This window comes from Thalassotalea fusca (assembly GCF_053485835.1).
The window spans coordinates 288,012-302,323 of the sequence record NZ_JBQRUN010000004.1; the positions used below are offsets into that span (position 1 = coordinate 288,012).

Annotated in this window: 12 protein-coding genes; all 12 read right to left on the reverse strand. The window is 41.7% G+C overall.

What is annotated here, in order from left to right; genetic code table 11:
* Positions 1 to 9: 9 nt before the first annotated feature.
* Positions 10 to 2,376, reverse strand: coding sequence for a xanthine dehydrogenase molybdopterin binding subunit (xdhB, locus tag ACSLUK_RS07360; RefSeq protein WP_448547897.1), 2,367 nt, complete (start codon positions 2,374 to 2,376; stop codon positions 10 to 12).
* On the reverse strand, positions 2,369 to 3,829 hold the full coding sequence (xdhA, locus tag ACSLUK_RS07365) for a xanthine dehydrogenase small subunit (protein ID WP_448547898.1): 1,461 nt from the start codon (positions 3,827 to 3,829) through the stop codon (positions 2,369 to 2,371). Before xdhA ends, xdhB begins: the two co-directional genes overlap by 8 nt.
* A 464-nt stretch (positions 3,830 to 4,293) precedes the next feature.
* Complete coding sequence (locus ACSLUK_RS07370; protein ID WP_448547969.1) at positions 4,294 to 4,623, reverse strand: YbaB/EbfC family nucleoid-associated protein; 330 nt, start codon at positions 4,621 to 4,623, stop codon at positions 4,294 to 4,296.
* A gap of 83 nt (positions 4,624 to 4,706) precedes the next feature.
* On the reverse strand, positions 4,707 to 7,082 hold the full coding sequence (gene dnaX, locus ACSLUK_RS07375; protein WP_448547899.1) for a DNA polymerase III subunit gamma/tau: 2,376 nt from the start codon (positions 7,080 to 7,082) through the stop codon (positions 4,707 to 4,709).
* 7 nt (positions 7,083 to 7,089) lie between these two features.
* Positions 7,090 to 7,635 (reverse strand): adenine phosphoribosyltransferase, encoded by a 546-nt coding sequence (gene apt / locus ACSLUK_RS07380; protein WP_448547900.1) that lies wholly within the window; start codon positions 7,633 to 7,635, stop codon positions 7,090 to 7,092.
* Positions 7,636 to 7,691: 56 nt separating this feature from the next.
* A complete protein-coding gene (locus ACSLUK_RS07385) occupies positions 7,692 to 8,087 on the reverse strand; it encodes a response regulator (protein ID WP_448547901.1) in 396 nt (131 codons plus the stop codon).
* 466 nt (positions 8,088 to 8,553) lie between these two features.
* Entirely contained in the window at positions 8,554 to 9,810 is a 1,257-nt protein-coding gene (locus ACSLUK_RS07390; protein ID WP_448547902.1) for a tetratricopeptide repeat protein, read from the reverse strand.
* A gap of 2 nt (positions 9,811 to 9,812) precedes the next feature.
* Entirely contained in the window at positions 9,813 to 10,430 is a 618-nt protein-coding gene (locus ACSLUK_RS07395) for an energy transducer TonB (protein WP_448547903.1), read from the reverse strand.
* 4 nt (positions 10,431 to 10,434) lie between these two features.
* Entirely contained in the window at positions 10,435 to 10,836 is a 402-nt protein-coding gene (locus ACSLUK_RS07400; RefSeq protein WP_448547904.1) for an ExbD/TolR family protein, read from the reverse strand.
* A gap of 12 nt (positions 10,837 to 10,848) precedes the next feature.
* The gene (locus tag ACSLUK_RS07405; RefSeq protein WP_448547905.1) at positions 10,849 to 11,373 is read right to left on the reverse strand and encodes a MotA/TolQ/ExbB proton channel family protein; all 525 of its coding nucleotides are present in this window, start codon (positions 11,371 to 11,373) and stop codon (positions 10,849 to 10,851) included.
* Positions 11,373 to 12,722, reverse strand: a complete 1,350-nt coding sequence (locus tag ACSLUK_RS07410) for a MotA/TolQ/ExbB proton channel family protein (RefSeq protein WP_448547906.1) — start codon at positions 12,720 to 12,722, stop codon at positions 11,373 to 11,375. Before ACSLUK_RS07410 ends, ACSLUK_RS07405 begins: the two co-directional genes overlap by 1 nt.
* Positions 12,722 to 13,501: a DUF3450 domain-containing protein gene (locus ACSLUK_RS07415; protein WP_448547907.1), complete on the reverse strand. Its 780-nt coding sequence runs from the start codon at positions 13,499 to 13,501 to the stop codon at positions 12,722 to 12,724. The genes ACSLUK_RS07410 and ACSLUK_RS07415 overlap by 1 nt, the downstream gene beginning before the upstream one ends.
* Positions 13,502 to 14,312: the final 811 nt, after the last annotated feature.

Here is a 14,312-nt window from a genome sequence, read left to right on the forward strand (position 1 = left end):
CATGCCGAATTATGACTGTTTTACAGCTGAACGTGTTTGTTCAACTGCCCACAGCACACGCTCTGGTGTTGCCGGCGTATCTAGTTTAGGGCTAACTTTGTAGTCGGCCACACTAGCAATTGCATCTTTTAACGCTGACCACACCGACATGCCCAACATAAACGGCGGCTCACCTACTGCTTTCGAATTGTAAATTGTTTGTTCGCGATTAGGATCGTCAGGCACTAATTCAACGCGGAAGTCTTCTGGCGTATCACTAATGGCTGGGATTTTATAGGTGGCTGGATTAATCGAAAGGATGCGACCTTGATCATTCCATACCAGTTCCTCAGTAGTAAGCCAGCCCATGCCCTGAATAAATGCGCCTTCAATTTGACCAATATCAATCGCTGGATTTAACGAGTGGCCAACATCGTGCAAAATGTCGGTGCGTAATGTTTTGTATTCGCCAGTAAGCGTGTCAACTATCACTTCAGATACCGCGGCACCAGTTGAATAGTAAAAGAATGGTCGGCCTTTGGCGGTTTCGCGATCAAAGTGAATTTTGGGTGTTTTATAGTAGCCAGTTGACGATAAAGAAACCCGTGCCATGTACGCTTGCTGGACAAACGCAGCAAAGGTAAATGATTGCTCGCCAACTTTTACATGATTGTTTTCAAACACAACTTCGCTTGCTGTTACTTGATAAGCTTCGCAGGCATAATCGATCAAACGCTGTTTAATTGTACGAGCTGCCGCCTGCGCTGCTTTTCCGTTCAAGTCTGTACCTGACGAAGCTGCCGTGGGTGATGTATTTGGCACTTTGTCAGTACGTGTTGCCGAAACACCCACAGTTTCCACATCAACCTGAAATTCATGGGCAACCACCTGCGCGACTTTTGTGAATAGCCCTTGTCCCATTTCAGTGCCGCCGTGATTCAAATGGATTGTACCGTCGGTATATATGTGCACCAACGCACCAGCCTGATTTAGATGTTGCACGGTAAAGGATATACCAAATTTTACAGGGGTTAAGGCAATGCCCTTTTTCAACACTGGGCTGTTGGTATTAAATTCTGTGATTGCCTGACGTCGTTGTTGATATTCAGAAGATTGCTCTAAACGCTCAATTAACTCAGCTAGCTTGTTATGCTCCACCGTTTGGTGATAATGCGTCACATTGCGTTCATCTTTGCCATAAAGATTAAGCTTACGTATTTCCAGCGGGTCTTTACCTAAATAACGCGCGATATCATCCATCACCATTTCTATGGTCATCATACCTTGCGGGCCACCAAAACCGCGATAGGCGGTATGCGATACCGTATTTAGTTTACAGCGATTACCCGTAACGGTGGCTTGGTCAAGATAATACGCATTGTCTGAATGGAACATGGCACGATCTACTATGGCATCAGATAAGTCAGGCGAATAACCACAATTACCGTTTACCGTAATTTCGATACCCTTGATTTGCCCGTTTTCGTCGAAACCAACATGGTAGTTGTTTTCAAAAGGGTGACGCTTACCTGTCATGCCGATATCGTCAGCACGACTCAGTTTGAATTTTACAGGGCGTCCGGTTTTACGTACCAATAACGCTGCCAAACATGCCCATGGTGCAGCCTGTGTTTCTTTACCACCGAAGCCTCCCCCCATGCGTCTGGTGTCAACTACGACTTTATTCAATGGAATATCGAGCACTTCAGCAACTAGCTTCTGCACTTCACTCGGATGCTGTGAAGACGAATAGACATGCATGCCACCGTCTTCCGCTGGCTCTACCGATGAGACTTGCCCTTCAAGATAGAAGTGCTCTTGTCCACCAATTGAGATTTCACCTGACAACTGATGCGCAGCTTTTTCGATGGCACTCGTTGAATCACCGCGTTTCATGGTAAATGGCGGACGCACGAAGTGTTGCTTTTTCAAAGCGTCTTTCACTGACAACACAGCTTCTAACGGTTCGTATTCAATGTCGGCCAGTTTAACCGCTTTTCGTGCTAAATCATGTGATGTTGCCGCAACAGCGAAAATTGGCTGTCCCACATACTCCACTTTGCCGATAGCCAGTACAGGATCCCCCGGAAAGACCGGACCAATATCTGTGTGACCGGGGACATCGTCGACAGTAATCACTTCAATGACGCCCTCTGCATTACGCACACGAGTTAAATCTAGCTTCTTAATAGTGGCATGTGCTTGTGTACTTTGACCAACGGCTGCATGCAGTTGCCCGCGTGCTGTTGGTCTATCGTCAATATACTGCGCTTCACCACTTACATGTTTACTGGCACTTTCATGTTTTTTCGAACGACCAACGCCACCTAAACCGATGCTTTCGCCTGTTGGCTTAACGTTATTCGCGTATTGAGAAATATCAGTTAGATTACGCATAATTCACCACTCGCGTTTCAACAGGTCTACTTTGTAATTCAATAAAGCATTTTTGTATGAGGTTTTGTGCAACTTTCATGCGATAAGCATCGCTAGCACGCACGTCTGTCATGGGTGTGAAGTCTTGAGTAAGTGCCAATTTAGCGTTATCAATCGCTTGTTGATTAAAAGGTTTTCCTTTTAACGCCTGCTCACATTGAACAGCGCGCTTTGGAATGGCGGCCATGCCACCAAAAGCAATACTTACATCTGACACAATGTCATTATCCAAGGTAATATTAATAGCAGCGAGTACTGCTGAAATATCATCATCAATGCGTTTAGAAATCTTGTATAGTTTGAGATGCTGATTAGCACTCTTTTTAGGAATAGTGACAGACTTAATAAATTCGGATTCAGCCAATACCGTTTTCTTGTAGTCAACGAAATAGTCTTCAACCGCTATAGTACGCTCGGAGCGGCCTTGTTGTAGCGTCATCGTCGCATTTAGCGCAATAAGTGCTGGAGGCATATCACCAATAGGCGATGCATTGCCAATGTTACCGCCTAACGTACCTGAGTTTCGGATTTGAAGCGAACCTATCCGCTCTATCATTTCACCCAGTTCATGATATTCATTGGCAAGCGCAGGCGTGAATCGGCTATAAGGTACGGCTGAACCCACAATAAATTCATTTTCACTTTCAACGAATTCATTGAGCGCATCGACATTGCCCAGATAAACTAAGTGTTCAATTTCGTCTAAATTCTGCGTGACAGTAAGTCCCAAGTCAGTCGCACCGGCAACTAGAGTCGCGTTAGGATTAGTTAACAAATGTTGGGCTAAATCATCAGCACTTGTTGGCGCATAATATTGTTTACCACACTGTGATAGTGCGGCATGCGATTGTTTGTTTAACTCGGTAAGCTGCTCAACGGTTTGTTGATAGAACTGTGCAAACGAGTCTGGTTCATTCGCATCACTTGCCACTAATGCAGCATCAATAATTGAACGATACCCCGTACATCGACAAAGGTTGCCCGCAAGCGCTTCAAGTACTTCTTCACGATTTGGTTTTGGATTGTGCTTATGCAATGCAAATGCTGACATGACAAAGCCCGGCGTACAAAAACCGCATTGAGATGCGTGATTATCAACCATCGCCTGTTGCACATGATGGAGCTGTGCTCCTTGCTTAAGGTGTTCAACCGTTATGAGCTGCTTACCGTGCATAGTGCCAATAAACGCAATACACGCATTTAACGACTTATAGTTAAGTTGCTGTGGGTTTGACTGATCAAGTTCAGCCACAACGACGGTACATGCGCCGCAATCGCCTGATGCACAGCCCTCTTTAGTGCCTGGTTGAAACCGCTCGTCGCGCAAATATTGCAACACGGTCATGTTGGGATCGATATCTTGCAATGACACTAAGGTGTTATTTAGCAAGAATCGGATATTGCTCTCTGACATACAATTTATCCACTCTTTTGTCGTGAATTTGTTGGTATCGCTAGCTAATTCTGTGTTTTTTGTGAGACAGAATGCTGCAATTTTATTTGTCGATCACTATAACAGAAGATTTTTCTGACACAAGTGTCAGGTTTTAAAAAATTTCACTAATTTAAGTATAAGAGCTAAATGCCAGTTACGCTCTATAGAGAGAATCTGGTTAAAACAAGGATTTTGATTGGATTTTTTTTGGCACGAAAAATAGCAGGTCTTGATAATCTCTCGTTCAACGAATTTGACGCTAAGCAAATATTTCGGATGATAGCGCTACTTGGGTAGCGCTAAATTTTTTGATAGACGGATTGTAATGTGCATGTGTCACGCCAAGGCATAACGATAACTAAGATAAAAATGTAGCTTGTACTTATATCACAAACAAAAACAGCGCCAATTGGCGCTGTTTTTAATGATTTATATCGCAGTTCTTAGAACGGCATTTTGAAGCCTGGAGGCATTTGCATGCCGCCCGTTAAAGCGCCCATTTTCTCTTTGTTCTGCTCTTCAACTCGGCGTACTGCGTCATTAAATGCAGCAGCTACTAAGTCTTCGATCATCTCTTTGTCGTCTTCCATCAAACTTTCGTCGATTTCTACGCGGCGTACGCTGTGGCTACCAGTCATTGTTACTTTAACCATACCAGCACCGGCTTCGCCAGTTACTTCCATGTTAGCAAGCTCTTCTTGCGCTTTTTGCATTTTTGCTTGCATTTGTTGGGCTTGCTTCATTAAGTTGCCCATGCCACCTTTCATCATAATTCTTACTCCGCATTTCAGATGTCGCAACAATAGAGGGTTGCGCGCTAAAGTTCAAGGCTAAATTAATAGCTGTATTGCTGCTATTATCTCGCAGCTATAGTGGATTCGTCCAGTACTGCATCAAATTCTTGCTGTAATCGATTAACGATGTCGTCGTTAAGTAGCAGATCTTTGGCATAATCATAGCGTTTTTCATTAATATCTGTTTGAATTTGAAATGGATCATCTTGAGTCGCCTCGACCACTTCAATTTCTACTTTTATTTCGCGATTGAGCAATTGGCACAAATGCGCTTCTAATTGTTTGTGTGCAGCATCGCTTTGCAAATGCTTGGTCGATTGATCCAATTGCAATAACAATAAATCATCTGTCGAGTTTTCGGAAATGGTCGAATGAATAGCGAGCTGACGCAACCGGCCGCCCAACGACATCGAATCAATCATATTCGCCCACTTGTCAATTTGATTAGCCTTAGTAACTACCGCAGGGTCGATGATTTCCGGTTGATATGGCTGCTCTGGCAACGTTTCTATACTCGGGACATCTACAGGGATCTCGAGTGGTTGCACCTCATCGTTTTGACGCTTTGCTGCGTCGTTAGACTTTTTTCCGTCGCTCTCCAATGCTTTCTTGCGACTACGTAGCATATTTCTGGATGCTAATACCGCAGCAACGGGAGATGAATCCGGAAGTGGTTCAATTTGAGTGTGTGCTTGCTGGTCAACTTGCTGATGCTCATTGCTTATTGACTCAACATTAGGCTCCATTGAAGCTGATTGATTTGACGAATTACTTTCAGGCTGATCTGTAGAAGAACTTTCTTCTTCATGAGCCTCACTAAGCATATTTGAAGGTGCTAACGAGGCAGCGTTGTGCTGAACCTGTGTTTGTTCAACACTGGCTTGTTCCGTAAGTTCAGCAGCGAGTTCCACCTCCGGCAAGTTTTGATTACTTGCTGTTGCCGCTAAATTCGGTGTATCAAGCATCATATCGCCGGCCTGCGCTTCAAGTGCAGCCATTTGTGAATCGAGTTCAGCAAGTGCCTCGTTGCTTTGATTAGCGCTTTGATTAGCACTTTCATTGTCCGGCTGATTCAGGTGATGTTCACTAGTTAACGACTCTTGCTCGCTAGGAATATCAACCGCTATATTTTCGATGGTAGCAGTAGTCTCAATTGGGTTTTCTGCTATACCTCCTTCAAGGGTATACTTTTCGGCAGAGCTGGTATCGTTCTGGGCTAATTCAGCATTCGAATTATTTTTAGGATTAGCAATTTCTGAAGGTAGCTGTGTACTTTCGGATAGTGTTAGTTCATCAATTTCTTGTTGCACTTCATCTGATACAGCTCCACTAGCAACAATAGTCGTACTATTGGCTTCAGGGCGAAATGCCAACATACGTAACAGCACCATATCAAACGCCGCTTGTTCGTCCATTGCATAGGGTAAATCTTTGCGACCGTTTAACGCGATTTGATAATATAACTGAACATCTTCCGGTGACATTAAACGGACAAACTTTTCCATCAGTGCTTTGTGCTCAGGTAATAAATCAAACTTAACACCAACAATTTGCGCGAGCGCTGTTTGATGAAGGAGCTGAATTATTTCAGCAAGCAACCTGCTGTAACTTGGGGCATAAGATGCTATTTCTAATGAAAGCGCCATAAGCCCTTTGCTATCTTGTTTTAATAAAGCAATGAGAATCTTGTATGCCCAATGTTGGTCAACACCGCCGAGCATTTGTTGAACATTGGCAACCGTTAAGTGCCCTTGCCCCTGCGCAATAGCTTGATCAGTTAAACTAAGCGAATCACGCATACTGCCTTGTGCAGCTTTCGCTAACAGGCTAAGTGTTGCTGGTTCATTGGTAACGCTTTCTTGTGTAAGAATGTGTTCAAGTTGACGGCTGATTTGCTCAACAGTTAGCGATTTCAAATGAAACTGCAAACAACGTGAAAGCACCGTGATTGGTAATTTCTTGGGATCAGTGGTTGCGAGAATAAATTTTACGTGTTCTGGCGGCTCTTCTAATGTCTTTAGTAGCGCATTGAAGCTACTACGTGACAACATGTGCACTTCGTCAATCAGATAGACTTTAAAACGTCCTCTGGTAGGCGCATATTGAACGTTATCGAGTATTTCGCGCGTATCATCTACTTTAGTGCGAGACGCAGCGTCAATTTCAAGTAAATCAACAAAACGTCCATTATCTATGTCAACGCACGCATCACACGTGCCACAAGGCTCAGCTGTGATACCTTGTAAACAGTTTAAGCTTTTAGCAAAAATACGAGCTATCGTTGTCTTACCTACACCGCGTGTTCCAGTGAATAAATACGCATGATGCAATCGTTGTTGTTGCAATGCGTTCGTTAACACTGTAACAACGTGTTCTTGTCCAACCAATTCTGCGAATGATTTAGGACGCCACTTTCTGGCAAGTACTTGATAGCTCATAAGAGTCTTAATCTCCCTCGTATTGAAGTAGAGAATAAGTGTCTAAACCGAGTCTGGCTAGGCGATCTTCACCACCAAGATCTGGTAACGAGATTACGAATGCGGCGTGTTCCGTAGTTGCGCCAAGCTTTCTTATTAGCTTCGTGGTCGCTTCGATTGTACCGCCAGTTGCTAACAAGTCATCTACAATTAGCACTTTGTCATTTTCAGTTAGCGCGTCTTGATGAATCTCTAAGGTATCAGTACCGTACTCAAGTTCATAATCTTGAGCAAAGGTAGCACGAGGTAACTTGCCAGGTTTGCGTACCGGTACAAAACCAACGCCGAGTTTTAGCGCAAGTGGAGCTCCAAATAAAAAGCCTCTAGCTTCTGTACCAACTACTTTGGTAACACCAAGATCTCTATATTTGTCTGCTAATATATCAATGGTAAGAGTAAAAGCTGTCGCATCATCTAAGATTCCTGTGACATCTCTAAACAGGATACCCGGTTTAGGATAATCAGGAATGTCGCGGACAGCATTTTTAATAATGTTTAACTGTGATTCCGTCATTGTGTAACTTGTAATAAAAATTATAAGCGTACAGGATAAAGGAAAATCATTAAAAATTATAGTGACTGTTTAAGACTATTTTCAGGTAAATAGCGGCTAAGTACAGTAAAGAATTCTGTTTTATCGAGAGGTTTTTCAACAATACTGATGAAGTTCTTGACATCAGTAGAGTCATTAATACTTTTGACGTCTTGCGTGGTCATGAACAACAATGGAATATTTGCCGTAAGTTCTTTTTGTTTAAGGTTTTTGGCTAGTTGTAGTCCATTCATTAGCGGCATTAGGTGATCAATGATGATTAATCGGTAATTACCTTTGCTCGCTTTTTCTAAACCATCAAGTCCATTTGAAGCTGTGTCAACGACTAAGCCACACTCTGCTAACCAAATTCTCACGGTATCTAGCACGTGTTGCTTGTCGTCAACGACAAGTACTTTACGATTATCAATCATAAAGTGGTTATCTTAACATTGTGAACCAACCCATAACGGTTGGTAATAGTGGGAACACTACTAGTGCGCCAAGGGCCAAAACTAAGTGAACAATTGATGAGCTATCTTTGAAATTTTCATCGTGAGACATTGTGAACTTCCTAAACTACGTATAAATCGGCGCGCATTCTAGCCTAATTGCTGCTTTTTTAACAGCGTTATTTGATCAAGATCAAGAATACGATGCAAAAATCACAAATATTTTACACTAAAATTACAGTAAACTTTCACTCCGTTGTTAGTAGCTTTATTTTTCCTTGGCTAGGATACGAAGAATATTGTGGTAGATCTCGCAGGAAGCGTGATTTACAAAGTCGATGTTGTGTTGTCCTGGTATAGGTTGACACTTATTTAGGACGGGTCATGTTTAAAGCAAAAAAAAGCCGACTTTCGTCGGCTTTTTCAACACAATTAAGTAACTAAGTGATTAAATCTTAACTTTCTTACGTTGTGCTGTTTCTTTGATATATGAAGCCCAAGAAGTTGCTGCACGCTTTGTCTTAGGATAATCAGCAGCTTTCACAATTGCCGAATGTGCTTCTTTATATTGACCTAGGTAGAAATGACATTCTGCTAGTCCCATATAAATTGTGCCTTTGTTTTTAGAACCACCTTCCAACGCTTTGTTGTAGGCAACAATCGCTGGTTTAAACTGCTCGTCTTGCTTAAATAACACCGCTTGCTTCTCATAGTGCTTAGTAAGATTAGTCATCTTAGCTAGTTCACCATAATATTTAGCAGCCTTATCAATATCTAACGCAGCATGCCAAGCGTTGGCTAACGAAGCGATGTTTTTGTCATCACGCTTAATTAATCCAGATGCGATATGCTTCTCAAGAATCAACGCAGATTTGTATGGCATTTCACTTTGTGCATATAGACTTGCCAAGGTTTTCATCTCAGATTCTTTTTCCAAGTAACCTTGTTTATAGGCTAGGTCTAACGTTGCCAGTGCTTTTTCATACTTCTCTTCCATGATGTAAAGCTGGCCAAGCATTACCCACCACTTTTTCTCACTAGAAAACATTTGAACCATATCTTCCAATAAGCCAATCGTTTCCTTCGTCATCTTACGTTCATAATAAGACGTGACTTTAAGAATATATGGGTTTTGATTAAGCTTATCGCCATAAGCAGCAATCGCTTTATCTGCCGGATCAATGACTTTATCTAATTGCTTATTAGCTACATAGGCTTGTGCAATACGCGTATAGACATCACCATCCTCTTTACCAGTAAATGCTATCCATTCATAGTAGTACTTGATCGCATTTGCAAAATCTTCCTCTATTGAAGACAAGTCAGCTGCAAGTCTTAAAGCACCTGCGTGATCTGCTTCATTCAAGATATCAGGCTCAATCGCTTTAACTATATACGGTAAGGCTTCACTACCCTTCGCTTTCATGGCATACATTTGACCAGTAAAGTAATTTACGTAGGCAACGTCATAGTCACGCTTAGCATCGATATCTTTTAAAATGACAATCGCACCATCAATATCTTCAGCTGAATACGCTTCAAACGCTTTACCTACCTTCTTACCCACTGACGGACTTGGCAGTTGAACTTTACGCTTAGGCTTTTCTTCGGCCGCTGCGGCACCAGCCTGAGCTGGTGCAGACAGTGGAAGTTGTGCAAGTGCAATTGATGCACACACAAGCGCTGATGTAATTAACTTACTCATAACTAATTACCTCCATCCATCGTAAAGTCTAATTGTACTGTTAATCCAGGACGACGTACTGGTTTGCCATCTACAACTTTTGGTTTGTATTTCCACTTTCGTAACGCTCTACGCGCTTCTTTGTCGAAAATACGCTTAGGTTCTGCGTCGATAACCTTAACATCTTCAACACCACCTACTTCATTGATAGTGAAAGATAGTTTTACCCACCCTTCTTTACCATCACGAGCAGCCTGTATTGGATACTTAGGCTCAATTCGAACGATTGGTGTTGCATCACCATCTCTACCAAAACCTGCACCTGGTGCCGACATGCCCGTCGAAGCACCTCCTAGATTTAAGCTAGGCATGTTAAACGAGATGCCACCACTTGTATTGCTTGGCTCAGGCTCTGGTGCTTGAGGCTTAGGCGGCGTTTTAGGCGGCGGTGGTGGTGGCGGCGGAACACGCTTACGTGTTTCAGCAGCCGACTTAGGCGGCGTAGTGTTAACTTCTACTACAATATTCTCTTGTTGCTCTTCCTTATTTCTATCACCGCTAGAAACAAGGAAGGCCATGAATACGAATAATGCAAAAGTTACAGCTGCGCCTAGTAGTATTGATACTAAAAAGCGAACCATATTGCTACCCCTTAGCTGCAGCGATAGAAATTCGGTCTATGCCCGCGTCTTTAATAGCATCCATTACCTTAACAACAATGCCGTGTTTAGCATCTTTGTCAGCTTGAATGATTACAACATCAGTTGGTTGTTCAGCTAACAATTTTTCAATGTTCGCTGCAACACGCTCAACATCCACACGGCGTTTGTCTAACCAAATTTCACCAGTATCTTTCACCGCGATGAAAATATTTGCTGACTTTTGCTTAGTCTGATTAGCCGCTTTGGGTTTATTTACTTCAATACCCGCTTCTTTAACAAATGAAGTGGTAACAATGAAGAATATTAGCATGATAAATACGATGTCTAGCATCGGCGTCATATCAATTGCCGCTTCTTCTTCTTCACGAATACGTTTACGTGCCATATCAATTTCTCTCTAGTGGTGAGGTAAACTGTCAACCAGTTTAGCCTTGGCCAATTTAACTTTAGCGTCTAATCTTGAACTAAAAAATACGCCTGATAATGCTGCAACCATGCCCGCCATTGTCGGAATTGTTGCCATCGATATACCTGACGCCATTAGACGTGGATTACCTGTACCTTGTTGTGCCATAGTTTCAAATACTGAAATCATACCTGTCACAGTACCTAGCAATCCAATCAGTGGACACATTGCCACTAAGGTTTTAATTGTAAGCATATTACGCTCAAGTAATTCTGTCGCTTCGGAGATCCATGTATCTCTGATACGATGTGCATACCATGACGTTGTATCTTCTCTCGCATTCCACTTTTCAATAATGCCATCTCTAAGAGATGGGTAAGTAGACGCAAGGAACCAATAACGTTCAATCATTAGTATCCACATCATTAAGAGAGCAAAGGCGACAAAGTAAAGTACATTACCGCCAGTTGCAATAAAACTCCTGACAGATTCAACAAGCTCTATCAGGAATAACATTATTTAGACTCCTTCTCAGCGATTTCAGCAATTAAACCAGCGCTTTGCTCGTCTAACTTGTGAAGAACCGCTTTACTGCGACCAGCAACGATGCTGTGAACTAGGATTAGTGGCAATGCTGCGATTAGACCTAGTGCAGTAGTTACAAGTGCAAGAGAGATGTTACCTGCCATGATTTTCGGGTCACCTGTACCGAACAATGTAATCGTTTGGAACGTCATGATCATACCGATAACTGTACCTAATAGACCCATAAGTGGCGCGATAGCCGCGAACATCTTGATTAGGTTGATACCACGGTCAATAGTTGGTGTTTCACGTAAGATAGCTTCGTCTAGCTTAAGCTCTAACGTTTCAGCATCAGCATCTCTGTTGTCATGGTAAACTTTCAATAAACGACCAAGTGGGTTGTTTTCGTTTGGTGTAGAAAGGTCTTTTTGTTGAGCTTTGATTTTAGCGCCCATAGCACCTAGAACAACCATACGCTCTAATGCAATCAATAAACCGATTACTAGTAGGATAGTGATACCGTAACCTACTTCTTCACCTTGATGGTAGAATTCCATCAACGTACGCTTACGTGTTTCAAGCGCTAAGATAGCACCACGTGACGGGTCAACGTATACTGGCGCATAACCTGAAGAAGTGTTGAAGAATGAAGATGCTGTTTCAGCAATGTAGCCAGCAGGTTGCTTAGCTAGTGGCTGAACTTGACCAACTTCATCGTTGTAATTTAAGAAACCGTTGTCTGATACTAAGTTAAAAGTACCGATACGTGTAACAGATTCTTGTGACTTAGAACCATCAAGTTGAGTCACTTCAGTTGTAAACTGAGAAACTTTACCTGATTCAGTCATTTCTGTTTGAAGTGCAAACCATAACTCTTCTAAGTCTTCCAACGCTGGGATTTCCTTCGAGTTAGCGATACGGTTAAGTACCTCACCACGACCTGGGAATTCAGCACTTACAATCGAAGTTGTAACAGAACCGTATGCGTTAGCTGCTGCCGAACGACTAACACCGAACATTTCGCCTAAAGTACCTTTGGCGTTGTCTAGTTCAACTGCTTTTTGCGAAAGCGTGATTTCGTTATCAGCAAATTCTTTGTTTAAACGCTTGTTACGTTCTTGCTGTGCTTTCAACTCAGCTTTTGCTTTGTTCAATAAAGCCTGTTTGTCAGCACGTGCAGCCATAAATTCTGCTTCACGTTTCTTGTCAATTTTAGCTTCTGAGATACGGTCAGCTTTTACTTGTTGAAGTAGCTTATCAAGGTCGTTAGCTTGTGCGACACTTGTAAGGCCAGCTGACATGCTTGCAGCTAGTAATACAAAATTAATAACTTTCTTCATTATTTTGCTCCTGCTGCAAATACTGGTAGTTTAGTTAAGTCCATTGGAAGTTGCTTACGTGCCATACGAATAGTGTCAGTAACGGTTTTCAAGTACTCATCACCCAACGCTTCCCAAGAACGTGAATTGTTGTTCCAAACCCAAGCATTCTTCATATCAAGTGATTGAGCAACCAATGCAACACGACCCATGTGAACGAAATCAGCAGTGATAGTGCGGTCACCTAAATCAAGCTCAGCTTGATATGCATCAAAAATAGTACCGTAGTTTGCTTCAATTTCGTACGCTTCAAGTACTAAGCGGAATTGCTCAGAAGTCGTCACGTTAGAGTCAGCCATGATCTTACGTAAGTTAGCGATACGCTCTTTACGACTTTCTAAGTTCATTGGAACGTCTAATTCAACAAACTTTTCCAATGTATCGATCATTTTGTACATTAAAGGAACAACACCTTGCTTGATCTTATCGATGCCAGCAATTTGTTTCTCAAGTGATGCAATGTTCGCACGTTGGTCATTAACCATTAATTGTACGTGGTCATTGTAGCTGCTAAGTAGTTCAGCTTCGTCAACAGTGTTACGGTACTCACCGATTAACTCTATTGTTTGCTCATAAATGCTGCTCACTTTAGCTTGAGATTTTTGAGACGTTTTGAAGATTTTTTCTTCAGCACTTTGTAAATCAGATAGTTTATCAGCGAAAGCAACGTTGCTTGCTGATAATGCCATGGCGCCAACGATAGTTGATGCGATAAGGCTTTTTTTGCTTAATTTGGACATAGTTCCCAACCAATTGCTATTGAATTTAGATAACAAAATTATTGTTAACGCAAACCTAATAATCTGCTGTAGTTTTAATTTCTCTAGTAATAAAACCATGCAATATTCCCAAAGGACAGCGTAACTGTCAACCAGGCATATAAAAAAGGTTATTTATTTAACAAAAGTTAAATAAATAATCTTACATTTGTAACACCTCATCAACCCACCAAGCTTGCTTAAGGCTGGTAAGTAATTTCTGATAAGATAGTATCAAATAATCCTATATGTTCCTCAGTACGAAAATATTGACTTTGTATGTTTTACTAATTCATTCGTAGTAAGTCAAATTTAATTACCAATATGTATTAAATTAGTACAAAACACGCACTTGGTGAGCACAAAACAAACAACCATGACCCGATAGAAACAAATTGTTGCAGTTATTAACGGAAATTTTCAATTGAAAATATTAAATGTGCGATTAGTAGTACTTTAAACATGCACTATCTTATGTTTTCTCATCGACGCGTTAGCTTACCTTTTAAGTGAGTAGCTTATTTACCTATGAGGTTACATTAGGTTAGGCGTACAAATGAGGAAGTCGCCAAATCGCAGAATTTTTCTATTGCCTTACTAATGCACTAAAACGAAGCGCTAAATTCAAATAGTATAGTTTATTTATACCAAGTGAAATAGATATTTGACCAGTTCATAGCTATGTCAAGAAAGTGATAATTTCATAATTTTCTGCATAGATGCAGAAGGTAGAGCGACGCAGGATGCCAAAGCCTAGAACAACTATATCTACACTTATTTCGTTTGTTCTAAT

Bases quoted from the DNA above. Each gene is read 5' to 3' on its own strand.
- ACSLUK_RS07390 (WP_448547902.1), bottom strand. From the start codon at position 9,810: ATGAGTAAGTTAATTACATCAGCGCTTGTGTGTGCATCAATTGCACTT.
- dnaX (WP_448547899.1), bottom strand. From the start codon at position 7,082: ATGAGCTATCAAGTACTTGCCAGAAAGTGGCGTCCTAAATCATTCGCA.
- xdhA (WP_448547898.1), bottom strand. From the start codon at position 3,829: ATGTCAGAGAGCAATATCCGATTCTTGCTAAATAACACCTTAGTGTCA.
- ACSLUK_RS07410 (WP_448547906.1), bottom strand. From the start codon at position 12,722: ATGAAGAAAGTTATTAATTTTGTATTACTAGCTGCAAGCATGTCAGCT.
- ACSLUK_RS07400 (WP_448547904.1), bottom strand. From the start codon at position 10,836: ATGGCACGTAAACGTATTCGTGAAGAAGAAGAAGCGGCAATTGATATG.
- ACSLUK_RS07415 (WP_448547907.1), bottom strand. From the start codon at position 13,501: ATGTCCAAATTAAGCAAAAAAAGCCTTATCGCATCAACTATCGTTGGC.
- xdhB (WP_448547897.1), bottom strand. From the start codon at position 2,376: ATGCGTAATCTAACTGATATTTCTCAATACGCGAATAACGTTAAGCCA.
- ACSLUK_RS07385 (WP_448547901.1), bottom strand. From the start codon at position 8,087: ATGATTGATAATCGTAAAGTACTTGTCGTTGACGACAAGCAACACGTG.
- apt (WP_448547900.1), bottom strand. From the start codon at position 7,635: ATGACGGAATCACAGTTAAACATTATTAAAAATGCTGTCCGCGACATT.
- ACSLUK_RS07405 (WP_448547905.1), bottom strand. From the start codon at position 11,373: ATGTTATTCCTGATAGAGCTTGTTGAATCTGTCAGGAGTTTTATTGCA.
- ACSLUK_RS07395 (WP_448547903.1), bottom strand. From the start codon at position 10,430: ATGGTTCGCTTTTTAGTATCAATACTACTAGGCGCAGCTGTAACTTTT.